The following is a 24,208-nucleotide window of genomic DNA, read 5'->3' on the forward strand; positions in this document are numbered from 1 at the left end:
ACGCTTTTTTCTTTTTAAGTTTTTGATTTTAAGTTATTTTCCATTTTTTATTGAAAACCTGGTACGCCCGCTGCACTGGTTTGGCCAAGAGCGCAGCGTCAGGATGGCACGGTGCTCTTGTTTAAACTCAACGTACGATTTTTTACCGGGTAACGCTTTTATTGATACCCGTGTCGAAAAGCTGGAAAGTAAAGCCAATCAGGAGGCACGATCATGAAGAAGGAATCTCTCAAGAAACTAGGCATCCTTGGTGTATCTTTCGGCCTAATGGCCAGCCCGCTAGCCTTTGCTGGCATGGAAGAAGACACGGCGCCGCAAGAGCCGGTACCGCAGGAAGACACCATGCAGGATGAGCAGGGCACGTACAACTCCTACGACACCGAGCAGGAGCAGGGTGCGACAACCGAGTACGAAGAGGAAGAGCAAGAATTCACTTACGAAGAAGAGGAGGAGGAGCAAGAAGATTGGGATACCGATACTGACACGGATGCCGACTCTGACAGCAATTGGTAAACCCCGCTTGCTAAAGGACTAACCGCTTCCCTGGTTCAAGGATGAGCCACGAAATGCCCCGCCGAATGCGGGGCATTTTTGCGTTTAAACGTCCGCTACCCCTGTTACGGGCGATAAGCTAAAGTTGAGGCCCTCTCACTATAGCTTGGGTGATCGACATCGAATCGACGCCGTTTACAGGGATGTACGCCACGTGCTGAGCTTAAAATCGAGCTTAAAAGAAGTACCTGTTCTCCCCAGGGCACAAGGGCGGATCGAGGCAATCGACCTGGCCCGGGGGATAGCCATTGGTTTGATGATCATAAGCCATACCGTCAGCGGCCTGGTGGGGATTCCCAACGTGCCCGAGTGGGGCATGGTACCTGTACACCTTCTCACCAAGTTCTCCTCCTCGCTTTTTATCCTGGTGTTCGGCATGGCGCTGGCGGTGGCATTTTTACCGCGTACCCAGGACGAAGACTGGCCCAAGCGGCGTTTGAAACTGTGGCTGCGCGCCCTTGAAGTGTGGTTTTGGTACAAGGCGCTCACCATCGTCGAAATGCTCCCATTCAACGCGCCAGCGGATATCGTCGATACGCTGCTCTACGCCAACTTTGCCATCTGGGTCGAAATCCTCGGCTTCTACGCCATCGCGCTTTTGTGGGTGCCGCTGATACTTCCGTTCTGGGCCCGGGCACCGCTATGGTCGCGCCTGGCGGCTATCGCGGTGCTCACCGCACTCTCGGCCTGGTTGCAGGGGTTCGATTTTGGCGGCAACCCCCTTTTGAAAGCGCTGCTGGTCGATCACGAAGCGTATTACACCTGGGGGCAGCTAAGCCGCGCGCCGCTGATTCTTGCCGGGCTTTTGATAGGCGAGGCCATGCTTCGCTGCGTTTTCGAGCGCGCCCCGCGCCTTCGCCTGGTCGCGATATTGATCGCGCTGGGTGGTGCAATGATCGGCGCCTTTTATGGCCTGGCGGCACTGGATGATGGCCCCTATGCGGCCATGGTGGCGGTGGCGAACAATGCCGGTAAGCACCCGCCACAGCTTGCCTTCATGCTGTTCAGCGTGGGTGGGGCGCTGGTTGTTCTAGGGCTTGCGTTGGCCGGCGGCGCGGCGGCGGCCAAGGCACTTTTGCCGCTGAGCATTGTCGGAAGCGACGCGCTCAAGGCGTTCATTTTCCATATCATGCTGATTTTTTTAGTGCTTCGTTTTCTGCTGGAGCTTAACGGCACCTATACCTACCCGCAGGCGCTGGGCGTCGGTGGGCTTTTGATTCTCGGGGCCGCGCTGTGGATTTGGGTAACACGCTGGATAGCGGCGCACCGATAGCCACATGACAAACGATCGAGGTGACGATTTGCGATGGTTTAAATGCACGCTGATTGTCGCGGCGCTTTGTATAGCGCTGCCGGTACAAGCGGATTGGTACTACGAGACCGACAAACAGAGCTATTGGCAGGGGAGCCTGAGCACTCGCCTGGCCGCTATCGAGGATGCCTTTGGCGGAGCGCTCGGCGTTTACGTTCAAAACCTGCAAAGCGGCGAAGCCTTCTCCTGGCAAGCCGACATCCCCTGGTACCTGGCCTCGCTGATCAAGGTGCCGGTGGCCGCCGAGGTCTTCGCAAAGCGCCAGGCCGGTGGGCTGACGCTCGACGAGCGCATCACGCTCAACCAGAGCGACTACGTGGATGGCGCCGGGCCGGTGAACTGGCACGACCCCGGCACGCCGATCTCGATTACGTATCTGCTGGAGCAGATGATCACCGTTAGCGATAACACCGCCTCGGACATGCTGATCAACCGGGTCGGGCTCGAATCGGTCAATGCGCGCGCCAGGCAAATGGTGGCGGCCAGTGGCGGTGACCCCAATGAGCTGGGGCCGATCACCCGGCTGGTGGGCGTGCGCCAGGGGGTGTATGGCGCGCTGCACCCACAAGCGAAAGCGCTGGGCGGCAGCGATTTCATGGCGCTTCGCCGAAACGGTATCGGTCAGCGCCCGGCGGCGCTTGCGCGCCTTTTAGGCGTTGCCAGTAGCGATTTACGCGAGCCCGATTACGACCGCGCGTTCGATGCCTACGAGCAAACCGGTGAAAACACCGGTACGCTCAAAGCCTACGGCGACCTGCTCGCCGCGCTCCACCAGGGGGGAGTGAGCGACCTGGCTTCCGACCAGCGTCAGGCGCTGATCGCCCTGATGACGCGTACCCGCTCCGGCGAGGCGCGCTTGAAGCGGGGCATGGGCGAGGCCATCACGTTCGCTCATAAAACCGGCACCCAGCACCGGCGTAGTTGCGATGCTGGGCTGGCCTCGCGGGGCTCTTTGGGCTCGGCCGAGCAGGGCCCCTGGGTGGTCGTTGCCTGTGCCCGGGGGCCGCTTTCGCGCAGCCAGCACGAACAGGCCCTGGCCGGCGTGGGCGAGGCGCTGAGGGTGACCGGCGCGCTAGGTACGCCCTAGCGATCTGTAACGTGTTCAAAGCGGGTGTCGAGCCCAGCGTGACCAACCGGGTTAACGCCACCCACCCAAGCACAGCCGTGATAAACTAGTGACCCCTTAAAACCGATGTTCAGGAGGCTTATATGGCCAGTGCCAGCGCCCGTCATATTCTGGTAAATAGCGAAGAGCAGTGCCTTGCCCTCAAGCAAGAGATCGAAAACGGCCGCGATTTTGCTGAGGTTGCCAAGGAGCATTCGAGCTGCCCGTCCGGTCGCCAGGGCGGCGACCTGGGCACGTTCGGCCCGGGCCAAATGGTGCCGGAGTTCGATAAGGTCGTCTTCAGCGGCGAGCTCAATCAAGTCCATGGTCCGGTTCAAACCCAGTTTGGCTACCATCTGCTCGAAGTCACCAGCCGCAGTTAATCTGCCCTTGGGCGCTGGCGGCCCTCTTCCTTGCGCGTGCCAGTCGCCCTTGGCAGTCAAGCACCGCGGCCCGGCCGCGGTGTGAGGAGCACGCCTTGAACGACCCCATTATCTCTATCGAGGGCTTGAACAAAACCTACAGCGGTGGCTTTCAAGCGCTCAAGCACGTGGATCTCACTATCCAACGTGGCGAAATTTTTGCTCTGCTCGGCCCCAATGGCGCGGGCAAGACTACGCTCATCAGCCTGGTGTGCGGGCTGGTCAATCCAAGTGAAGGCCACGTGACCGTCGACGGTTTCGATAACGTCAAGCAGTACCGCCAGGCGCGTCAGCGCATCGGGTTGGTGCCTCAGGAACTCACCAACGAGGCCTTCGAGACGGTGTGGAACACGGTCAGTTTCAGCCGCGGCCTGTTCGGTAAGCCGCCAAGCCCGGCGCATATCGAAAAAGTGCTCAAGTCGCTTGCGCTGTGGGACAAACGCAACAACCGCTTGATTACCCTCTCCGGCGGTATGAAGCGCCGCGTACTCATCGCCAAGGCGCTCTCTCACGAGCCGCGCATTCTGTTTCTCGATGAACCCACCGCCGGCGTGGATGTGGAGCTTAGGCGCGACATGTGGCAGGTGGTGCGTGGGCTGCGCGATAACGGCGTGACCATCATTCTCACCACCCACTACATCGAAGAAGCCGAAGAGATGGCCGATCGCATCGGCGTGATCAATCACGGCGAAGTGGTGCTGGTGGAAGAGAAAGCGGCACTAATGAAAAAGCTCGGCAGCAAACAGCTCACCCTGGAGCTGCACACCCCGCTTGCCGCATTGCCTTCGCGCCTCGAGGGCGACACGCTGAGCCTGACCGACGATGGTCAAATGCTGGTGTACACCTACGATGGTCATCAGGAAGAAGAAGGCCGCGGCGTGTCCGGCTTGTTGGCCGCGCTGAGCGAAGAGGGCATTCGTGTGAAGGACCTGCACACCCGGCAGAGTTCGCTTGAGGATATTTTCGTCGATTTGGTCAAGGAGCGCTCATGAATCTCTACCCCGTCCGTTCGATCTACATGGCGGAGATGGCGCGCACCCGGCGCACGCTTTTGCAAAGTATCGTTTCACCGGTCATTTCCACTTCGCTCTACTTCGTGGTGTTTGGCGCGGCGATCGGCTCGCGTATCAGTGAAATCAACGGGGTCAGCTACGGCGCCTTCATCGTGCCCGGGCTGATCATGCTGATGCTACTGACGCAAAGCGTTTCCAATGCGTCCTTCGGCATTTTCTTTCCCAAGTTCTCCGGCAGTATTTACGAGATCCTTTCCGCGCCCATTTCGTATCTGGAAGTGGTGGTGGGCTACGTGGGGGCCGCAGCGTCCAAATCGATACTGCTGGGGCTGATCATTCTGGGCACATCGAGCTTTTTCGTGCCGCTTCAGATCGCCCACCCGTTCTGGATGCTGACCTTTTTGGTGCTCACCGCCGTCACCTTCAGCCTGCTGGGGTTCATCATCGGCATCTGGGCGGATGGCTTCGATAAACTCCAGCTGGTGCCGCTTTTGGTGATCACCCCGCTGACCTTTTTGGGCGGAAGTTTTTACTCTATCGACATGCTGCCGCCGTTTTGGCAAAGCGTGACGTTGGCAAACCCGGTGGTCTATCTGGTCAGCGGCTTTCGCTGGAGCTTTTACGGCATCAGCGACGTAAGTCTTGGGGCAAGCGTGGGTATGATTACGCTCTTTCTCGCCGCAAGCCTGGCCATGATCGGCTGGATTTTCCATACCGGCTACCGGCTGAAGCCCTAAGCGTCTCAATTTTTGATCATTTAAAAGGCAAGATTCCCCTATGCCGCTTTTGCAAAGCATCGTTCACCGCCTGGAACCCACCCTGGACGGCGAGCGCCTGACCGTGACCACCGCGCCAGCCGTTGGCGAAAGCGACGACCCGGTGATGGCAAACCTGGTGGGTAAATTGAATGATACCTACAACACCAAGGCCAAGGGTTGGGGGCGCTTCGCTCTCGAGGGCGAGCAGGCCGGGCCTCTGGTGGCCTGGCTTGCCGCATACCTTAAAGGTGATCAGGACTTTATGGCGTTCTCCACCGCCCTGACCGAGCGCCTGGCACGCGAGCTGCAGGAGGCGCTTTCGGTGAGCGGGTATCTGGTGATCGCCCACCAGCGCCAGGGCGATACCGAAACGCTCTTCTTTGCGCTCGTGCATCAGCGCGAAGGCATCGGTATTAGCGAATCCCACCAGGCCGTGCCTGCTGCCCAGCTCAATACCCAGCAGCTCACCCTGGCCGCGCGGGTCAACATTACCCAGTGGCAGGGCGATGAAACCGCCAGCCAACAGTACGTCTCGTTTCTAAAGGATCGCGGCGCGAAGAAGCTGGCCGATGGCGTGGCGGCGGTGCTCGGCATGGAGGAGGGCGTCGATGCGCCTGCCGAGACCCGCACGCTGCTCAAGGCCTTTAGCGACTTCGTCGAGCAGGAAGAATTCGACGAAGAGGCCAGCCGCGAAAAGACCGATACGCTGGTGGACTACGCCAACGAGCAGATGCGCCGCGGCGAGCCGATGACCCTGGAAGAGCTCTCCGGGCTCGTCGACGAACAGCAGCCCAAGGCGTTTTATGAGCACATCCGCAACGCCGACTACGGCCTTTCGCCGGAGATTCCGCCGGACAAGAAAACGCTGAGCCAGTTTCGCCGCTTTACTGGCCGCGCCGGTGGCGTCTCCATCAGCTTCGATTCGCACCTGCTGGGCTCCAGCATCGAGTACGACGAGGGCCAGGACCGGTTGATCATCAAGCAGGTGCCCAAGCAGCTCAAAGAACAGCTTGCCAAGCGTAAGGAGTGAGCCATGCTCGACGCGATTCGGGATTTTTTTCAGGACGCGCTCGCCGAGCCCGAGCGGCGCGAAAACCAGCACCTGACGCTGGAACTTGCCTCGGCGGCGCTGCTTTGCGAAGTGATGCGCGCGGACTTCGAGCAAACCGATGCCGAGCGCCAAACGCTCAAGCAGATACTCATGGCCCGCTATCGGCTGGGCGACGCAGAAGTCACCGAGCTGATGGCGCTGGCGGATGCCGAAGTGGAGGAGGCGGTGGACCACTACCAGTTCGTAAGCCTCATCAAGGAGCACTACGACTACGCAAAGCGCTGTGAGTTGGTGGCGCTGATGTGGCAACTGGCCTGGGCGGATGGCAGTATCGACCCCCAGGAAGAGCACCGCATTCGCCGCCTGGCGGATCTTCTGCATCTAAGCCACAGCGACTTCATTCGCAGTAAACTCGCCGCCGAGGAGCGCCAACGCCCCCATGAGTGACGACTCCCAGGCCGCGAGCTTGACTGAACTGCTCGACGCCATGGCGCAAATGGAAGAGGAAAAGCGCCGCGTCAGTGTCGAGGACATTCTCGACGCCGTCGGGCGGCGCTCCTTTGGGCCGCTGCTGCTGGTGGCGGGCATCATTACCCTGGCCCCCGTTGTGGGGGATATTCCTGGCGTGCCCACGCTCATGGCGGTGCTGGTGCTTCTAACCTCGAGCCAATTGCTTTTGGGGCGCAAGGCCTTCTGGCTGCCGGGCATACTCCTGAACCGGTCGGTCTCGCGCAAAGGCTTCGATAAATCACTGGGACTGATGCGCAAGCCCGCCAAGTGGGTCGACGGGCTTTTGGGCGTGCGCCTGGCCTGGATGAGCGGCTATATCGGTATGCGCGCCACCGCGCTTGCCTGCTCGTTGGTGGCACTGGCCATGCCGCCGATGGAGTTCATTCCCTTCACCGCCAACGGCGCGGGGCTTGCGCTAACGCTCTTCGGCCTGGGGTTGGTGGCAAAGGACGGACTGGTGCTCTCGCTGGGTTTTCTGATCACCGGCGCCACCTTCGCCGCCATTCTCATGTATCTGCTTTAAACCCCGCGCTGCGCTCGAGAGTTGAAGGGAGCGTTAGCGGTAGGTCAGTAAGTTCATCACCAGCCGGTTCAACTGCTGCTGAAACTGCCCGCCCGGCGAGGGGGGCGTGGGGTCGGAGGTGATCACCACGGTCATGTCACGCTCGGGAATGACGAACAGCGCCTGGCCGCCGTAGCCGCGCCCGTAATAGACCGGCGTGGTGCCAAGGGTGGTAACGAACCAGCCAAGCCCATAGCCATCCCCGGTCCACTGAGAGCTACCCCGCGGTGTCCAGGAGTCCTCCACCCAGCCTTCGGGCAGAATGCGTTCGCCGTCCACCACGCCATCATTGCGGTAAAGCTCGCCGATTTCCACCAGCGCCCGGGGCGAAAGCTGCATATCGTTGCCGCCAAAGTAGATGCCCTGCGGGTCCTGCAACCAGCGGGGGATGGCAATGTTCAGCGGCTCGGCCAGAAGCCGCTGGGCAAGCTGGTAGGTCGACTCACCGCTTGCGTAGGTGAGCGCGGCGGATACCAGGTGGCTCGAGCCGGTGGAGTAGAGCATGCGCCCGCCGGGTTCATCCACGAACGGCCGGCTCAGCGCATCCTCTACCCAGTTGGAGCTCGCCACCCAGCCGCTGTAGTTGCCGCCCGAGGTGCGCTCGAGCCCCGCCTGCATGGCGAGCAGGTTCTCGATGCTAATCTCGCTAACCTTCGGGTCCACACCTTGGGGCACGTGGCTGCCTAAAAGCTCGACCAGCGGCTGGTCGATCGAGTCGATCACACCGGCCTGGATAGCGGCGCCGGTAATCGCCGCCAGCACGGTTTTGGAGAGCGACTTCACGTTCGCCGGGGTGGCGACTCCCGGGCCGCCCTGATGAAATTCGTGAACGATTTCACCTTCGACCGCGACGACCACCGTATGCAGGCGGCCAAGCGCGCTGGCTTGCTCGTCCAGCACGTTAAACGCCTCTCTCGAGGGCGCGTCGGCCTGAGCGGTAAAAGGCAGCCCCATGGCCATCACCACCCCTAACCCCATTAACATTGCGCGCATTGGCATTCCTTTTTGACGACGACTCGACTGTTAAAAAGCGTAGAGTCTTCGCCACGCTAGCGCACGTAAATTACGCAAAGAACCCAAAAGCCTGCTAGGATGTGGGTGTTGCCCCGATGGGGAAAGCAACCCGTTGATTTTTCTAAACGCAAAAAAGCAAGGAGCGCCGTTATGCGTAATATCATCTACATCGTGGGTCTGGTAGTCGTCGTACTGTTTATTCTTTCGATGCTTGGCCTTCGTTGATCACAACGCCGTGCCAAACACAAACGCCCGCATTCGCGGGCGTTTTTGCGTTTAGAGCGCTTTTTTAAGCGTGTTAGGCTATCCCTAGGCCCTAGGCGCAGTCCGCCGCCCCCTGGCCAAACATATCGAACATGATCTCGCGGCCCAGCGCCGTTAGTACGAATCGCCCTGCTGTGTTGAGGGTACCCGCTTCGCTCGCCTCGAGGGTTTTGCGACACCTGGCCCAGCCAGCGTTTTGCTCTTCCAGTACGGCCATCTCCCGCTTCGCCAGCCCACAGCCAGGTAGCGTAATGGTTTCCAGCACGTGGCCGTTCACATAGAGAAGCTCCGCCACGTTAAAAAGGCATCCACGCAGCTGCTCTCGGCTAAACGGGGCGGGGTGGGCAGTCGGGGTTTTGCCTTGGGCAGACATGAGGCTCTCCAGCAGTGAACGCGAAATACGCAGGCCAGTGTAAGTCACTCATGGGCATTAGACCAAGGTCTATATAAGACGATGGTTCAACGAACGCTTTTTAGCGAATTCTTTGGGTAGCGACGTAGTCTCAAAATTTCCAAACATTACAGAAAATAACCTTTTAATGAGTTAAAACAGGTCAAGAGCTAAAGAAAAAGCGCCGGATGCCGATATTCAATGCATCAACGCAGGCAAATTTCAGGTCGCGCGGTTAATTGAGCGACGCTAATCGAAGGGGCACTAATCTATGGCTTCCATTACCTCACTGGGTGTAGGGTCCGGGCTGGATCTAACTGGGCTGCTGGATCAGTTGGAGGATGCCGAGCGTGGCAAGCTCGAACCCATCGAACGCCAAATCGAGACCCAGGAAACCAAAATTTCCGCCTATGGCCAGATGAAAAGCACGCTAGCGCAGTTTCAAACCGCTGCGGCGGAGCTAAACGACTCCGCACTCTATGAAAGCCTTTCCACTAACGTGGGGGGGAGCGCCGCCACCGCCGCTGCCGATGCCGAGGCACTACCGGGCAGCTATAATATCAGTGTCGAAACGCTGGCCACTCGCGGCACGCTGGCCTCGGAAGGTGTCTCGCAAGACCAGTATGAACAGCCGCTGACCTCTACCGAGCAAAAGCTGACGCTTACGTTTGGCAACGGCGAAAGCGAAGACGTGATCATTGCGGCGGATAGCACCCTCGAGGACATGCGTGATGCGATCAACGCCGCCGATGCCGGCGTCAACGCCACCATCATTTTCGACGGCGACGACTACCGCCTAGCGCTCAGTTCCAGTGAGACCGGCGAAGATGCTTCGATCAGCGACTTCAGTTTTGGTGCGGAAGGTAACGCGCCCTTTGCCGCCGATACAACGACGCATCAGGCGGGCACCAACGCAGCGCTGGAAGTCAATGGCATCACTATTACCAGCCCCACCAATCAGGTCGAAGGCGCCATTCAGGGCGTGACGCTCAACCTGCAGGAAGAGGGCGAGAGCACCGTGGCGGTCGAGCAGAATACCCGCGCGGTGCGCGACGCCGTCAACGGCTTTGTGGATGCGTATAACGATCTAAAAGAGACCATTGGTACGCTGACGAGCTTCAACGCCGAGACCGGCGTAGCGGGTGAACTGAATGGCGACAGCGCCACGCGTAGCGTAGAAAACCAGCTGCGCAGTGTGTTGAGCGGGGGGATAGGGGGCGAGTACTCGCGACTGGCCGATATCGGTATCACCCTGCAGCGCGACGGCACCCTGGAAGTCGATGATGGCCAGCTCGATAATGCGATCGCCAATAACCAGGAAGCACTCTCGGCGTTCTTCGCCGGCGATGCCAGCGACGCGGGTATGGCAGGCCAGGTCAACCAGACGATCGAACAGCTGTTAGGCAGTAGTGGAGCGGTGAACGGTGCGATTAGCGGCGCAGAAAATCGCGTGGAATCGTTAGGCGAGCGCTATATACGCACCGAGCAGACCATCGAGCAGACCATTAGCCGCTACCGCACCCAGTTTGGCCAGCTCGACGGCATGGTGGCCCAGATGAACCAGACCAGTGATTATCTAACCCAGCAGTTCAGCGCAATGGATGCCCAGCTGGGCCGCTAGGCAGTAAAACTGAGCCGTTAGGCAGTAAAACGTAGTTAAAAGCTGGTAAGCCTTCCATTAATAAGGTATTAAACGCGCCAAAGCACGTTGAGTACCGCTTAAACGCCTGCTGTAAAGCAGGCGTTTTCGTGTCACTAAAGAAATCACGGCGTTGGCCGATACTAGTTATAGGTAAGTTTTAAACAGGCGGAGCACGCAGGCCGTGTCTACGCACCCTGGTTTAGCCTTTTGCATATAGGAGCCCCCTTGCATGGCGACGATAACCTCTTTAGGCGTAGGCTCTGGCCTCGATCTCACCGGCTTGCTGGATCAGCTTCAAGACGCCGAACGCGGCCGGCTAGCTCCCATTACCCAGCAGAAAAAAGATCAAACCGCTAAAATCTCCGCGTTTGGGCAGCTTCAAACCTCGCTGAATGGCTTTCAAGACGCGCTGGGCAAGGTCAACGACCCCAAGCTCTACCAAAGCCTTTCCGCCAATGTGCGCGGCGATGCCATTAAGGCGACCACCAGCGCGGAAGCCCTGCCCGGCAGTTACCGGGTCGAAGTGACCCAACTGGCCACCGCTGGTACTTGGGCCTCCACCGGTGTAGCCAATCGCGATCAACCGGTAGAGCTAAACGGCTCCGACCAAATGACGCTGACCCTGGGGGATGGCAAAAGCGTTACGCTTGCGCTGAAAGAAGGCAGTACGCTCGAGGATATTCGCAACGCCCTAAACGCCAATAAAGAGGCGGGCGTGAATGCGACCATCGTCAATGACGGCAGCGAAAACGGCTTTCGCCTGGCGCTAAGCTCTAAAACAACGGGGCAGGAAGCTTCTATTGAGAGCCTCACCTTTTCAAATAGCGCCACACCCGATGACGCCATTGCCACGGCCATCAGTGAAGACATCAAGCGCGTAGGTGAAAACGCCCGGCTCACCGTCAACGGTATCGCGATCACCAGCGAGAAAAACGAGATCGCCGGTGCCATTCAGGGCGTGACGCTTAATTTGAACGAGCTCAGCTTGGGCAAAGACGAAACCGCCACCAGCACCGTGGTGGTGGAGCGCGACACGCTTAAGCAGCGCGAGGCGGTCAACGGCTTCGTCAAGGCGTTTAACGAGCTGAAAACCACCATCGGCAAGCTCACCAATGTCACTGGCGAGCGCGCGACCGCCGGCGAGCTAGTGGGCGATAACTCCGTACGCATTATCGAATCGCGCCTGCGCAGCGTACTCACCGGCGGCGTACAAGGCGGCGAGTTCAACACGCTCAACCAGTTGGGCATTACGCTGGAAAGCGACGGCAAGCTGAAAGTGGACGATAACAAGCTTAGCGACATCGTGGCCAATAACCCCAAAGCGCTCAGTGACTTTTTCGCCGGCGATAAAAAAGAAGGGGGCTTAGCCGGCAAGCTTGGCAGCACCGTCGAGCAGATGTTGGGCAGCAACGGGGTGGTAAAGCTTGCCATTACCGGTGCGGAAAGCCGCGTGAAAGGCCTGGACGACCGCTTCGCGCGCATGGAAAAAACGGTGGATGCTACCATTGCCCGCTACCGCAGCCAGTTTGGCAAGCTCGATGCCATGGTCGCGCAAATGAACAGCATGAGCAGCTATCTCACACAACAGTTCGACGCCCTGGACAGCCAACTAGGCCGTAAAAAGTAGTAGCGCTCCCCTCGCGTTAACGCGGCTGTTATAACGCCCATACAGCAATATTCGACCCCCTGCCCGTAGGAGCAGGCTTCAGCCAGCGAAGCAGCGCGCCAAGCGCTGCCGGGGTTAAGCCTCTCATAGCCCCCGTTACAAAGGCCACTGCCCCTACCCCTGTAGGAGCAGGCTTCAGCCAGCGAAGCAGCGCGCCAAGCGCTGCCAACCAACCCCGGCACCCAAGCGTGATCAGATAAATGCCTCACCCCGCCATCCACCAACATTTAAACAAATTTTTTTACCACCCACCCTAAAGATTCTCCCACCCGCGCCGTTAATTAATATAACGGCGCACAACACGCCGCAAAGCAGGCCAAGTGGCCAATCTTATTGAAAGGGGAATACCACCATGTCAGTAATCAATACCAACATCACTTCCATGATTGGCCAGTCCAACCTGTCCAAATCACAAAGCTCTCTGGCCACTTCCATGGAGCGTTTGAGCTCTGGCCTGCGCATCAACAGCGCCAAAGACGACGCTGCCGGCCAAGCCATCGCCAACCGCATGAGCAGCCAGATCACCGGTCTGGGCCAGGCCCAGCGTAACGCCAACGACGGTATCTCCGTTGCGCAAACCGCTGAAGGTGGTTTGAACCAGATCAACGACAACCTGCAGCGCATTCGTGAGCTAAGTGTTCAGGCGTCCAACGACACTAACAGCCAGCAGGATTTGGGCTCTATCCAGGACGAAATCGATCAGCGTCTTAACGAAATTGATCGTATCTCCCGTGAGACCGACTTTAACGGCACAAAAGTACTTGGTGCCGATACTCGCAACCTGAGTATCCAGGTAGGTGCTGACGATGGCCAAACTATCTCGGTTGGTTTGGAAACTATCAACCGTGAGACTCTTGGTTTGACGGGCTTTAGCGTTGCTAATGGTATTGACGCAGATAACGTGGCTGAAAATGCTCCCACTGATCTAAGTGGCATTGAAGGTCTTAACGACGGCGCTACATTATCTGGTGACGATGCGGATAACGTCCGTGCTTACACTGGTACTGGCGACAACGATCCCGCATTCGTTATTGCGGTTGAAGACGGTGATGAGACCTCTTACTTCACCGCTAACATTGGTGCAGATGGTGCAGTAACTCGTGGTGCGGCTCTTAGAGAAGGTGGTCCTGCAACTGACGGTCCCATGGCAGCGCTTGACTCTGCGCTGAACAAGGTTGACAGCATGCGCTCCGAACTCGGTGCGGTGCAGAACCGTTTCGAGTCTGCTATCGAGAACCTGAACACCAACGAGACCAACCTCTCCGCGGCCCGTTCGCGCATCGAAGACGCCGACTATGCAACGGAAGTGGCCAACATGACTCGTAGCCAGATCCTGCAGCAGGCCGGTACCTCGGTTCTGGCCCAGGCGAACCAGATCCCGCAGAACGTTCTTTCTCTGCTGGGTTAATTGGTTAGCTACATCGCTGATCAAACGATACCTAACGGGGCCAAAAGGCCCCGTTTTTTAGTATGTCAGAAATCATAAAGCTTACTGACATACTTTCCTTGGGTATGTTTGCTTTTCTTCGAGGTTGTCATGGCATTTCGCGTTTCTAAGATTGACTATGTACCTGATGTTCCAGGGTTCGATTTTTATGTTTTTGTTCTTGGGAAAAACTGGCCCGGTGGGAGTTTGAGTGAAGTTGAGAGGAGCATGAATTGTTTGGGCGAGAAGATGTCAGGCAAAGGGGCTATTATAAGAGGTTACAATGATGACGAAATGCGGCGAGAGCTGGATGAAAAATTTCCTTCGCCGGGGTTTGGGTCAAGAGACTTCAATAGTTTTGTAGGGCTGGGGCATAAGGATGGAGCAGCACTATTTATAACAAGCGCTCATCCAAACAACTTCGTCGCAGAAAAGGATTTATCGATCTATCTTCCGCTGGATTTAATTCATAAAAAATACGACAGTATGGATAAATTCTACGATGATTTATGTCAGTTGGTCACTGGCCAAGACCAAGAGGTTTTGGATAAGTTTATAGATTTAAGTAAGGATGACACATACTTTAAAGCCTTTAAAGGCGCGGTTGAAGTAAAGCCAGGGTTTATGGGTGTTTCCTTCAATCTGGGAGAGTTTTTCAGGAAAATAAAAAAGCAGTAACGCTAATTACGATATCAGGCTAGCCAGCGCTTCTGCCCAAGAATGCTAGCTTATCCATGTAAAAATAAAACGATATTTTGTTAGCTCGCGACATTGATTGTCGCTTGCTTGTAGACGTCTTTTGTTACCCGATCCATGAAATTTGCAGGCCCACGAGATTCAGGCCCGCTAAAACAGGAGTATTATTATGCGCAAGCATTTATCCGTTGTTGCCTTACTAGCTATATCATGCAGTGCTGAAGCTCAGCCAAGCACTGGGTTGGATGCAGTCTTTAACGGGGACATGCTGGGCACTAACCTGCGTTACTTCGAGTCTGTCGCTGGTATCGCTCGGGAGTCTTGGGGCGACCAGCATACTTATATAGTTGATGGATGCCAGGTTGTCGCAGAAGCGCCGGGTGGAAGCATCACCAGCTTGGGTTTGGATATTAACGAGCGATGCCAAGTAGATTTAACTTCTTTTCTCGGAGAGTCCTTCGCGCCGGATATTTCTCGCCCATTAACGTTTGGCAATTTCATGGAGCACGCTGGCGAGGGCTTCTACTTTTATTCGGACTGCCTAACTCGCTGTGGCAATGCCTTCGATCCATCAGTATATGCTTACTGGGAAGGGCCGCGCGCTGTTGGCTTTATCAATATGAAGCTGGGCGCGAAGCTAATCAGCGGAGAGGCTTCTGATGCCGCTTCGCAATGGGCTGATGTGATGTATCAACAGCGTGGGGAAGATTATGTCATCGACACTGAGTTCAATTGTGATCGAGCCTTTGACGATGTTGCTGCTCAACTGTTATATGATGTTGAGATTACCCATCTGACTTTGGGCAATGTGGCAGGCGCCCGTTGCGAGTAATATATTATATTGTCATCATTTTTTAACGGCTTCGATGCTGATAATAGTTTGATTGGTAAGGCTAGTCAGTCACGACTGACTAGTTTAGAAGCTTCATTAGTGCTGTTTCTTTAGCCATAATTATAAAACAGATGTCGATTGCAGTTGAAGTGGCTGGCTAATATGGCTGTAGTAAGCAGGTGCTTCTGTACTGGCTCAAGCTAACGAAATCTCACAATCTATTCTTTCTCTGCTGAATTGGCCCCAGTCTTGGCTAAGGTGAGGTAACCACCTTATCGCTAATATGTAATATTTTGTTAAAGTTTTTCAAAATTGGGCCGATAAGCAAGTAATTACTTCTAATGCAGGCCCTCGAATGGCGTCTATCAACACTAACCTGCTCTCCTTGACCGGTCAGGCAAACCTGACGCGCTCTCAGTCGGCGCTTGCGACCTCCATGGAGCGTTTATCTTCAGGGCTGCGTGTGAACAGCGCAAAAGACGATGCGGCGGGCCAAGCCATCGGTAATCGCATGACCAGCCAGATCAACGGTCGCGCCATGGCCATCAAAAACGCAAGCGACGGCGCGTCGCTGTCACAAACCGCCCAGGGCGTTCTGGAATCGGTCAATAACAATTTGCAGCGTATTCGCGAGCTAACCGTGCAGGGGCTGAGTGAGATCTATAACGGCGAGATGGGGGATCGGATTCAGGCGGAGATCAACCTGAATCTGAAAGAGATCGATCGGCTGAGTCGCACTACCGAGTTCAATGGTATTCCGCTGCTGGATGGCTCGGCAGGCAAAATTCCTTTGCATGTCGGCGCCAATGATGGTGAGACGATCGATATCAACCTGGGGCAGCCAGGCTTTGGCGTCGAGGCCCTAAACCTCAAGGACTTTACCTTTCAGGGCGAGCCCGGCACGATCAATCACATCGATACCTTATCGGGGAGTGCGTCGCGTATTCCTATCGATGATGCGACTTACTCTAGCGTGAACTATGTACCTGAGGAAAACGAGCCTCACCTGGTGCGCTTTGGCGGCAGTGATGTCATTCAGCTAGGTGGCGAGGGCGGTCAGCTCCAAAATGTTTCGGTAAGTGCGCGTCACGATACCGATACGCGTAATAATAGGGTTACGATTAGTGTTCGCGAAGCGGCTACCGAGCGTACCTCGAGCGAGACCATTAACTCCCTGGCGTTTTTAAATGAAGAGGGCGTGGCTTGGCCATCGGGTAGTACGCGCCTGGTCGGGTCCGGAGGGCAACACTGGATTGAAGACACGCGCGCGGGAGAGCCACGCTATACACCCGCTCGGCTCTCAATGGACAACAGCCAGAGAAGCGTGGTCGCCCAAGCGCTGGATGAGCCCACCGTGTCGTCAGGCGATCTCCCCCGTAGTATCGGCGAAGTACGTTACATGCCCTCGGTCAGTAAGCAGAGCTCGCAATACAGCTTGACCCTTGATGGCCAGGATGAAAGCGCCAGTGACCGGATCGAGCTCGTTCGGTTAGGCAGCACCTATTACGTGGAAGAGCAGCTGGATAGCGGCGACTACGCATACTACTCAGCCAGCGTAACCAGTGAAACCGGCGGCGAGGAGGATATCTTTACCGTGGTGAGTGAGCGGGGGGCGATGGGGCCAGTGACCGATCAGCCTTACGTATCGGGTTCCTCTACGGTTCATCTGAAGCCCAGTAACAACAACGTACAGGTCAACTACCGGGAGTTGAACGGCACAACGCATCGCGACGTGATGGGCAGGGATCCTGACAACGGCTATGTTTTTAATCTGAACGCCTTTGAGGATGGCAGCGGAGCTTTCAAGACCGCCAATCTTGTCACGAATCAAGATAACGAGACGCTGCTCCAAACGGTGAACGGCAACGGCGAGGTGATTCTCTATTATCCGCTCAGCCGCTCCGTTAGTACGGATGTCGATAGTAATTTAACCACGGTCACGCTGACCGAAACCGACCAGGCACGCCGTATTCGTAACCCGCCCGACCCGTTGGCGGCGCTGGATCGCGCCATCGCGCAAATCGACAGTAAGCGCAGTGAACTGGGCGCGTTGGACAACCGCCTGGAGGCCGTCGTCGACAACCTGGGTGAAATGAACCAAAACCTTACGGCCGCTCGATCACGCATTCTGGATGCCGACTACGCCGTGGAAGTCGCCAACATGACCCGCGCGCAAATCCTGCAGCAGGCCGGTACCACGGTACTCGCTCAGGCGAATCAGATCCCACAGAATGTGCTTTCTCTGTTGGAGTCATAGGTTGGGTGCTCAATCCCGTGGATAGGAGTACCGGACTCGCGCATGATTTTACGGGGTGTAAGTAAGTATTCGGAGCCACTTTTAAATGAGAAAATTAAATGCGCGAGCACGAACATCAGCAGGTTATTGCCAAGCTGCAGCAGGTGATCGATGACACCCAAGCCACCTTGTGCCGTGCCGAAGATCATGGGCTGGATGTGAGCATGCCCGGTGACTATGCCCATCTGCTCGATATTCTGGATAATGCCATCAAGCAGCAGCGCGAACATACTAACGTTATGTTGTTTAGCACTGAGGGGGGAGCTTCTCGATAACGCTTCTATGAATCCAGGATAAGAAAAGAAGCAATAGAAGCGATATAGGAGTTGGGTGGACAGGTGTGAGGAAATCCAATAAAGCTATCTTTAAAGTTTAATGCATCGAGCTGTGGGGCTAGCGACGCTTTTGAAGTGAGTGCTGATTGATAGAAATAATTCTCGATAGTCGCTTGGGATATGCTGACCGAATAATCTTAAAAATAAAGCGCGCCAGCTTCCTTGGCGTTACCCTCGATATCATCAGGATTGATGTAAGCGCCTTTCTGATGAGAGGGAATCACGTGATTGATAGTGCTTTTACCCGAACCGTTCGGCCCGGCAAACATTCGTAGCCGTGGTATTTGATCCATCAGGTCACCTTAAGCTTCGTACCCATTGATACCTTATGTTTGGCTGGCGCTTTTTTTAGAATATGCACTTCTCCATTGGGTAAAACGCGAACGAAGTTACCATCGACAATCTCGATCAGCGTTTGCCCACTGTTTAATGCGGCTTGGCGGGCGCGACGCGTGTGAAGCGAAGCTTGGGCTGCAAACCGCTGCTCTGCATCTGGCAGGGTGACCATAGGGCCTCCTTGAACATAGAGTACATTGTACAGAATACTATAATCATGCGGGCGCAAGCGATAGGGACGGCGTTCGAGCCATCATGAGCCCTGGATACCGCAAAGTGGCTGTTATGGAATGTCCATGTAACGTATAAGCGCCTGCGCGCGTACGGATATCAGTACGTCATAGACATTGAGCGTTTGATCGGCAATACCCCATCCTGGAGCGACGAGCCCCTACATACCGCCTGCCGGTCGCCAGTAAGGCACACCTTCCCGATGAAAGTATGTTTTCTTTAATGTTTGATCTGTAAATTTAGCAGTCTACCCTCTTCCGACCTGATAGCTTAACCTGTGATAATAAATGGTTAATGTGTTTGTAAGTCGAGGCTGCACGCAATGGACACCGTCACTCTAACCCTTATTTTCGCCATTCTGGCGGCTTGGCTTAGCTTTACCTGCGCACTGGTCGTGGTGTATCTGCTGCTCAGCGGCCAGCCCACCGGGTCGGCCTCTTCTGGCAAGGGGGCGGGAGAAGAGAGCAATAGGGGAAGCGAACCCGATAAAAACGCCCCTGTGCTGGTGAATGATAGCGGCGCCGCCTGGGGAGTACAGGTACTCTTCGAAGACCCATCGACCGCCACCAATCAGCGCCTGATCACCGTACTGGCTTCGCTAGGGGCCGAGTACGAGAGTGCCGCCAGGGTCTATACGGTCTCGGGAGAGACGTCGCGCACGCCCATCGTGGTTGAAAACGCCGCGCCCCCCGCGCCGTTACCGGCGCCAGACGATGTCGATAGCCCCTATATAGTAAAGGGCGTAAGCGTTCAGATACGCGCGAATAGCGAGGTTATGAAACCCGGCAAGCTGCAGCTAGCGCGCCTGGTCAAAATCGCCAAAGCGGTGACCCGGGTGGGGGGTACCGTAGTGGATGCCCAGAAAGCGCCGATTACTAAAGCGGGTTTCAAGGCCGTTATTGCCGGTAAAGCCAGGATGTAGTTACGCTGTTTAACGAGTGCCATGCTTTTGAGGTTACTGCGGCGAAGCCGCGTCTCCCTGCGCGAACTTCGCGCGCTCTCTTCGATATTTTCCTCTTCGTTAAACCAGAGTTTCATGTATCGGTAAATCATTTTTCAAGCTACTATGTAGACATTAACCACATATTTTGATGTGGTTGTTGATGTCTTGGGGCCTCATGAAGCAGAGCGAAACCCTCAAATGCCTTGCTGCCTTCGATCAGCGTGGCCGCTACGTGTTTTCTACACGCGACATGACCAAAGTGTTCCCGGGTGAGTCGGCCCGGGCGTTGGAAGCAACGGTGAAACGCTTGGTGGAAGCCGGCATTCTCGAGCGCCCATCCAAGGGTGTATACGTATACGCGTTATCGAAGCATAAAGGGCCGAATACGTTGGAGCTGATCGCTAAAACATTACGCCGCGGCGAATACAGCTATATCAGCCTGGAGTCCGCTTTGTCAGAGTATGGGATAATCTCTCAGATTCCTGTTGGTCGGCTAACCGTAATGACGACCGGTCGAAAAGGGGAGTACAAGACACCCTATGGCGTTATCGAGTTCACGCATACCAAGCGTGCCGTATCGGATATTCTCTCCAGCATCAAGGAGCGTCGACGACCTTTGAAAGTAGCCGCCAGGTCTACAGCGCTTCGGGATCTCAAGCGAGTGGGCCGTAATACCCATCTGATCGACGAGGACGCTTTGTATGATGATTGAGACGGTCGATTTCAATGCTCTGGTAGATGAGGCCATGAAAGAGCCCGCCTTGGCGCGTCTGCGGCCAGTCGTTGAAAAAGAGTTGCTGCATTACGATCTGCTGTTTGCCTTGGAGAAGGAAGGGCTGCTGGATGGGCTGGTTTTCCAGGGCGGTACGTGCCTGCGATTATGCCATGGAGGTAGCCGGTTCAGTGAAGATCTGGACTTTGCGGGTGGTGCAGGCTTCACGTCCCGATCGCTCATGGATATGAAACATTGTCTTGAAGACTACCTGACCAAGCGCTATGGGCTTGAAGTAACTGTCAAAGAGCCAGCATCGCTGAAAAAGGATGTAAGGTACGCCGAACTTAACATCGAAAAATGGCAAATCGCTATCACGACCTCACCTGAGCGTCGGGATCTTCCTCGGCAGAAAATCAAGTTGGAAGTGGCCAATATTCCTGCCCATACCAAAGAAGCACTGCCTTTGGTCCGAAACTACGCATTTCTGCCCGATGGCTACGAAGATCTGCTGATCATGGTAGAAACCCGTGATGAAATCATGGCGGATAAGCTGTTCTCGTTACCTGCCACCCAAAAATACGTTCGACATCGCGATATATGGGATTTGGTCTGGCTTACGCAGCGGGGCGCCCAGATAAATAGCGATCTGGTCAAACGGAAAATAAACGACTATCGGTTAGAGGATTACCCGGCCAGGCTTGGCAGCATGATTTCAAGAATTCCCGATATCATCAGCAGTAGGGGCTTCAATAACGAGATGGAGCGGTTTCTTCCCTATGATGTGTATGCACGGACGCTTGGTCAGGACAAATTTCAATCCTATATGTCAACGACTTTGACAAGCCTACTAACCACGGTACAGGCAGCACTGGAGTCAAGGCAGCCGATAAGGCCGCCTTTTCAGATGTAATCGTTGTTTTGAGCCAGTCAGTTCCCACCTCGGGCGGATCGGGGGGAGGGGGCAATGGCTAATATCTCTGAGAGCCTGTCACCTTTGCCGCACTACTGCGCCGAGTGCGCCAATGTAAACCCCTGGTGTTCACCACCCACCTTGAAGCGGCTGACCATGCTGGCCATGTCGCTTGCCTGGCCATCCAGTGCGCCGCTCGCCGTGGCGACCTGCTCTACCAGCGCCGCGTTTTGCTGGGTGACGTCGTCCAGCTGGGTCAATGCCTGATTGATCTGCTCGATGCCGGAGGACTGTTCCGCCGTGGCGGCGGAGATTTCCGCGACCAGCGCGGCGGTGTGCTGGGCGCGCTCGGCAATGGTTTTGAGCGTGTCGCTGGTCGAGGTGACCAGATTTTCGCCTTCCTGAATGCTTTCGACGTTGTGGTGGATGAGCTGGCGAATCCGTTTGGCTTCTTCGGCGCTGCGGCTGGCCAGGTTGCGTACTTCCGCCGCGACCACGGCGAAGCCGCGGCCCTGCTCACCCGCGCGGGCTGCCTCGACAGAGGCATTCAGTGCCAAAATATTGGTTTGGAAGGCGATGCCGTCGATCGCTTCGATGATCGCGGTGACCTGCTGGTTAGCCCGGTGGATTTGTTCCATGGCCAGGCGGGCCTGTTCGGCGATATCGTTGGCCGCTTTGGCTTGCTCGGCCATGTCCTGGGTGGAGTGGCTTGCCTGCTGCGCGGTGCTCGCGCTTTGCTTAACGGTTGCCGTGATTTGCTCCATGCTGGTTGCCGTTTCCACCAGCGAGGAGGACTGCTCTTCGGTGCGCTGCGCCAGATCCGCATTGCCCTTGGCGATCTCTTTGCTGGCCACTTCGACGGACAGCGCGCCTTGTTTGATACCGGCCACCAACTCTTCTGTTTTGGCCGTCGATTCATTGAAAGCCAGATAAAGCCTTGAAAGCTCATCACTGTCAGGAACGATCAAACGCTGGGTAAGATCGCCGCCGCGGGTTTGAATGTTGTGAAGCGCCACGTTCAATGGCCTTACGATGCTGCGCACGATCAGTATGGAAAGCACGATGGCGAGCATCGCGGCGGCCAGGGTTAAAACCAGGTACGACATAAGCTCGCTCAGCGCATCGTCGTGAAGGTTTCGGGCCGTCTCGAGCAGTTGGTTCGCGGCGCGGGTCCCAATGCCCGCCAACTGGTCGATCAGGCGGGTTTGCTGCTCGAACCATTGCTAGTGGTCCACATTGAAATTGCCAGCGCTCCCTTGGGCTATCGCGATATCCCGCATGGCGTTCAGGGTTTGGGCCAGCGGGCTTGCCAGTATCTCGCCGAGTTCGCTTTGAAGACGGGGCGTCGAGAATTGGTTGAACGTACTCACGTACGCCTGGGAGCGGCCGGTCAGCGAAAGCAGGTTGGCGTACGTGGCGGGCAGCATACGGTCGACACTAAACGCAGTGGTGAGCAGCGCACGCTCGATTCCGGCCAACTCCTTGATATTCAGAAGGCTATAATAGGCGTTGAGCTGCCGGACGATTTCCCCGCGTTCGATGCTAAAGGTCACCGTGCTGACAATATCGATCAACAAGGCGTTGATGTTCGTGTAGTAGGACGTCGACTGTTCACCCGCCATGGCCAGTCGATCGATCTGCTGACGGTACGATGTGACTTATCGGGGAGTGACAAGAGGACGGCAAAGGAAGATGCAGACAGTCCTTTCAAACGTATCGGCTTTAGGTCTGCACTCTTGATGAGGAAAGAAAAGCGTTAAAAATATCCATAACATAGATCAATATTATTTAAATATGTTGGCTGATTTTTTTGTTTTGACGCCAACCAGAGAGGTTCCTGGTCGTTCTGACATAAAAGGTGCGTTTCCAGGAATATGTTTTGCTTATTTATTATTTTAACTTATATCAAATAATGAGTTTTACTTTACGTGTTCTGCTCTTGGTAGCTTAGTAACGCGAGGTGATTGTTTAGCAGAATAAGTATATTATATTTTTATTTTGACAATATAAGAAATTGTTTTTTATAGTAAAATTTGTTTTAAAAGATATAAAAATCAATAAGCTGGGGAAAATGAGGAAGTTGAGGCTGTCATTATAACGTGCGTTAGCCATTAGTGTTTCAAGGGTTGCAAGCCTGCTTATATTGGCTACTTTTGTTATTACACAGTTAGTAGCGTTTCAAAAACGCTTCTGGACCTGAAGTTTAATCATACAAGGAGTGGATTAGATGACAGTCACCAACACACCTCTTAATGTTGTGACCGCTCATAAACAGTATAGCGAGATGGGCGATATGGCCTCTTCGCAAAATGTGAAAGAGCAGGATTTATATCCTACGCGCTTGCCCAAAAAGCCCGCCTCCCTCAGCCAGCCGCGCCGCGATGCGGTGGTGAAAGGCGGTGAGCTAAGCGGGCCGCTATCCAAAGCGCAGCTCGATGAGTTCGAGCGTAATGGGTTTTTGTTTATCCCCAACCTGATTAGCGGCGACGAGCTCGACGAGCTTTGCGATGACATCACCGAGCTCATGAACACCGACGAATTCCGCAACCGGGAATTCAGTATCACCGAGCCGGAAAGTAACGAGATCCGCTCGCTCTTTGCGGTGCATAAGCTCTCTGAGCGGCTGGGCCAGCTTGCCAATGACGAGCGCGTGGCCGGGGCCGCCCGCCAGATCATCGGTGACGACCCCTACGTGCATCAGTCGCGTATTAATTACAAGCCAGGCTTTGCCGGTAAAGGCTTTGATTGGCACTCGGATTTCGAAACCTGGCACGCGGAAGACGGCATGCCGAATATGCATGCGGTAAGTGCCTCGCTGATCCTGACCGATAATCATGAGTTCAATGGCCCGCTGATGCTGATCCCCGGTTCGCACAATGAGTTCGTGCCGTGTTTGGGTGAAACCCCGGAGGACAACCACAAGAGCTCATTGAAAGCTCAGGAAGTGGGCGTTCCCAGCGCCGAGGCGCTGACCGAGCTTGTGGCCAAATACGGTATCGAGGCACCCAAGGGCAAGGCAGGGGGCTTATTGTTGTTCGATTGCAATACGCTTCATGCTTCCAACGCGAACCTGTCGCCGGACCCGCGCAGCAACGTGTTCTTTGTTTTCAACCGCCCGGATAACCGTTGCGGCGAGCCCTTCGCGGCACCCAAGCAGCGCCCTGGCTTTTTGGCCCATGGCCCTGACGGCAACTGGTCACCGGAACAAGGTTGAATGCCTTGACTG

The 24,208-nt window shown here is 55.7% G+C and carries 24 protein-coding genes and 3 pseudogenes; 20 read left to right on the forward strand and 7 right to left on the reverse strand.

All coding sequences use genetic code 11. The features are described 5' to 3' along the window. The first annotated feature begins 213 nt into the window (after positions 1 to 213). From ACWHVV_RS02500 to ACWHVV_RS02540, 9 genes are all read left to right on the forward strand, one after another. Complete coding sequence (locus ACWHVV_RS02500; RefSeq protein WP_447927931.1) at positions 214 to 513, forward strand: hypothetical protein; 300 nt, start codon at positions 214 to 216, stop codon at positions 511 to 513. Between the two features lie 193 nt (positions 514 to 706). Continuing rightward, entirely contained in the window at positions 707 to 1,825 is a 1,119-nt protein-coding gene (locus ACWHVV_RS02505) for an acyltransferase family protein (RefSeq protein WP_447927932.1), read from the forward strand. Between the two features lie 28 nt (positions 1,826 to 1,853). Continuing rightward, on the forward strand, positions 1,854 to 2,951 hold the full coding sequence (locus ACWHVV_RS02510) for a serine hydrolase (protein ID WP_447927933.1): 1,098 nt from the start codon (positions 1,854 to 1,856) through the stop codon (positions 2,949 to 2,951). 122 nt (positions 2,952 to 3,073) lie between these two features. Beyond that, complete coding sequence (locus tag ACWHVV_RS02515; RefSeq protein ID WP_447527704.1) at positions 3,074 to 3,352, forward strand: peptidylprolyl isomerase; 279 nt, start codon at positions 3,074 to 3,076, stop codon at positions 3,350 to 3,352. Positions 3,353 to 3,447: 95 nt separating this feature from the next. Beyond that, positions 3,448 to 4,383 (forward strand): ABC transporter ATP-binding protein, encoded by a 936-nt coding sequence (locus ACWHVV_RS02520; RefSeq protein WP_447927934.1) that lies wholly within the window; start codon positions 3,448 to 3,450, stop codon positions 4,381 to 4,383. Then, the gene (locus ACWHVV_RS02525) at positions 4,380 to 5,141 is read left to right on the forward strand and encodes an ABC transporter permease (protein ID WP_447927935.1); all 762 of its coding nucleotides are present in this window, start codon (positions 4,380 to 4,382) and stop codon (positions 5,139 to 5,141) included. The genes ACWHVV_RS02520 and ACWHVV_RS02525 overlap by 4 nt, the downstream gene beginning before the upstream one ends. Positions 5,142 to 5,181: 40 nt before the next feature. Next, entirely contained in the window at positions 5,182 to 6,192 is a 1,011-nt protein-coding gene (locus ACWHVV_RS02530) for a nucleoid-associated protein (RefSeq protein WP_447927936.1), read from the forward strand. Positions 6,193 to 6,195: 3 nt separating this feature from the next. Next, the gene (locus ACWHVV_RS02535) at positions 6,196 to 6,660 is read left to right on the forward strand and encodes a tellurite resistance TerB family protein (RefSeq protein WP_447927937.1); all 465 of its coding nucleotides are present in this window, start codon (positions 6,196 to 6,198) and stop codon (positions 6,658 to 6,660) included. Next, on the forward strand, positions 6,653 to 7,246 hold the full coding sequence (locus ACWHVV_RS02540; protein ID WP_447927938.1) for an exopolysaccharide biosynthesis protein: 594 nt from the start codon (positions 6,653 to 6,655) through the stop codon (positions 7,244 to 7,246). The genes ACWHVV_RS02535 and ACWHVV_RS02540 overlap by 8 nt, the downstream gene beginning before the upstream one ends. Before the next feature lie 33 nt (positions 7,247 to 7,279). Here ACWHVV_RS02540 and ACWHVV_RS02545 read toward each other — a convergent pair whose 3' ends face one another. Together ACWHVV_RS02545 and ACWHVV_RS02550 are read right to left on the reverse strand one after the other, a co-directional pair. Continuing rightward, the gene (locus ACWHVV_RS02545) at positions 7,280 to 8,278 is read right to left on the reverse strand and encodes a serine hydrolase domain-containing protein (RefSeq protein ID WP_447927939.1); all 999 of its coding nucleotides are present in this window, start codon (positions 8,276 to 8,278) and stop codon (positions 7,280 to 7,282) included. A 337-nt stretch (positions 8,279 to 8,615) separates the two neighbouring features. Next, a complete protein-coding gene (locus ACWHVV_RS02550; RefSeq protein ID WP_447927940.1) occupies positions 8,616 to 8,936 on the reverse strand; it encodes a hypothetical protein in 321 nt (106 codons plus the stop codon). A 289-nt stretch (positions 8,937 to 9,225) separates the two neighbouring features. Here ACWHVV_RS02550 and fliD (ACWHVV_RS02555) point away from each other — a divergent pair, with 289 nt between their 5' ends. The 7 genes from fliD (ACWHVV_RS02555) (at position 9,226) to ACWHVV_RS02585 (ending at position 17,787) form a co-directional block, all read left to right on the forward strand. Beyond that, complete coding sequence (gene fliD / locus ACWHVV_RS02555; RefSeq protein ID WP_447927941.1) at positions 9,226 to 10,575, forward strand: flagellar filament capping protein FliD; 1,350 nt, start codon at positions 9,226 to 9,228, stop codon at positions 10,573 to 10,575. A 250-nt stretch (positions 10,576 to 10,825) separates the two neighbouring features. Next, entirely contained in the window at positions 10,826 to 12,223 is a 1,398-nt protein-coding gene (fliD, locus tag ACWHVV_RS02560) for a flagellar filament capping protein FliD (RefSeq protein ID WP_447927942.1), read from the forward strand. A gap of 391 nt (positions 12,224 to 12,614) precedes the next feature. Then, positions 12,615 to 13,670 carry a FliC/FljB family flagellin gene (locus tag ACWHVV_RS02565; RefSeq protein ID WP_447927943.1) on the forward strand — a complete coding sequence of 352 codons (1,056 nt, stop codon included), beginning with the start codon at positions 12,615 to 12,617 and terminating at the stop codon, positions 13,668 to 13,670. A 129-nt stretch (positions 13,671 to 13,799) separates the two neighbouring features. Further along, positions 13,800 to 14,366, forward strand: coding sequence for a hypothetical protein (locus ACWHVV_RS02570; protein WP_447927944.1), 567 nt, complete (start codon positions 13,800 to 13,802; stop codon positions 14,364 to 14,366). 187 nt (positions 14,367 to 14,553) lie between these two features. After that, on the forward strand, positions 14,554 to 15,216 hold the full coding sequence (locus tag ACWHVV_RS02575) for a hypothetical protein (RefSeq protein WP_447927945.1): 663 nt from the start codon (positions 14,554 to 14,556) through the stop codon (positions 15,214 to 15,216). Positions 15,217 to 15,571: 355 nt separating this feature from the next. Further along, positions 15,572 to 17,473 carry a flagellin N-terminal helical domain-containing protein gene (locus ACWHVV_RS02580; RefSeq protein ID WP_447927946.1) on the forward strand — a complete coding sequence of 634 codons (1,902 nt, stop codon included), beginning with the start codon at positions 15,572 to 15,574 and terminating at the stop codon, positions 17,471 to 17,473. A 98-nt stretch (positions 17,474 to 17,571) separates the two neighbouring features. Continuing rightward, positions 17,572 to 17,787, forward strand: coding sequence for a hypothetical protein (locus tag ACWHVV_RS02585; RefSeq protein WP_447927947.1), 216 nt, complete (start codon positions 17,572 to 17,574; stop codon positions 17,785 to 17,787). A 197-nt stretch (positions 17,788 to 17,984) separates the two neighbouring features. On the opposite strand, the gene ACWHVV_RS02590 is transcribed toward ACWHVV_RS02585, so the two are convergent. Continuing rightward, positions 17,985 to 18,140 (reverse strand): hypothetical protein, encoded by a 156-nt coding sequence (locus ACWHVV_RS02590; RefSeq protein WP_447927948.1) that lies wholly within the window; start codon positions 18,138 to 18,140, stop codon positions 17,985 to 17,987. Then, positions 18,140 to 18,355, reverse strand: a complete 216-nt coding sequence (locus ACWHVV_RS02595) for a hypothetical protein (RefSeq protein ID WP_447927949.1) — start codon at positions 18,353 to 18,355, stop codon at positions 18,140 to 18,142. The genes ACWHVV_RS02590 and ACWHVV_RS02595 overlap by 1 nt, the downstream gene beginning before the upstream one ends. A 381-nt stretch (positions 18,356 to 18,736) precedes the next feature. On the opposite strand from ACWHVV_RS02595, the gene ACWHVV_RS02600 reads away from it, so the two are divergent. From ACWHVV_RS02600 to ACWHVV_RS02610, 3 genes are all read left to right on the forward strand, one after another. Further along, the gene (locus ACWHVV_RS02600; protein ID WP_447927950.1) at positions 18,737 to 19,336 is read left to right on the forward strand and encodes a hypothetical protein; all 600 of its coding nucleotides are present in this window, start codon (positions 18,737 to 18,739) and stop codon (positions 19,334 to 19,336) included. Positions 19,337 to 19,532: 196 nt separating this feature from the next. Continuing rightward, a complete protein-coding gene (gene abiEi / locus ACWHVV_RS02605) occupies positions 19,533 to 20,069 on the forward strand; it encodes a type IV toxin-antitoxin system AbiEi family antitoxin (RefSeq protein ID WP_447927951.1) in 537 nt (178 codons plus the stop codon). After that, entirely contained in the window at positions 20,059 to 20,982 is a 924-nt protein-coding gene (locus ACWHVV_RS02610; RefSeq protein WP_447927952.1) for a nucleotidyl transferase AbiEii/AbiGii toxin family protein, read from the forward strand. The genes abiEi and ACWHVV_RS02610 overlap by 11 nt, the downstream gene beginning before the upstream one ends. A 92-nt stretch (positions 20,983 to 21,074) precedes the next feature. Here ACWHVV_RS02610 and ACWHVV_RS02615 read toward each other — a convergent pair. The 3 pseudogenes from ACWHVV_RS02615 to ACWHVV_RS02625 form a co-directional block, all read right to left on the reverse strand. Further along, positions 21,075 to 21,701, reverse strand: a pseudogene (locus ACWHVV_RS02615) (methyl-accepting chemotaxis protein); the annotation flags it as partial. 207 nt (positions 21,702 to 21,908) lie between these two features. Continuing rightward, positions 21,909 to 22,088 (reverse strand): annotated as a pseudogene (locus ACWHVV_RS02620) (methyl-accepting chemotaxis protein); the annotation flags it as partial. 117 nt (positions 22,089 to 22,205) lie between these two features. Beyond that, positions 22,206 to 22,625 (reverse strand): annotated as a pseudogene (locus ACWHVV_RS02625) (nitrate- and nitrite sensing domain-containing protein); the annotation flags it as partial. A gap of 584 nt (positions 22,626 to 23,209) precedes the next feature. On the opposite strand from ACWHVV_RS02625, the gene thpD reads away from it, so the two are divergent. Further along, entirely contained in the window at positions 23,210 to 24,196 is a 987-nt protein-coding gene (gene thpD / locus ACWHVV_RS02630; protein ID WP_447927953.1) for an ectoine hydroxylase, read from the forward strand. Positions 24,197 to 24,208: the final 12 nt, after the last annotated feature.

It is taken from the genome of Vreelandella sp. EE27 (genome assembly GCF_968206495.1).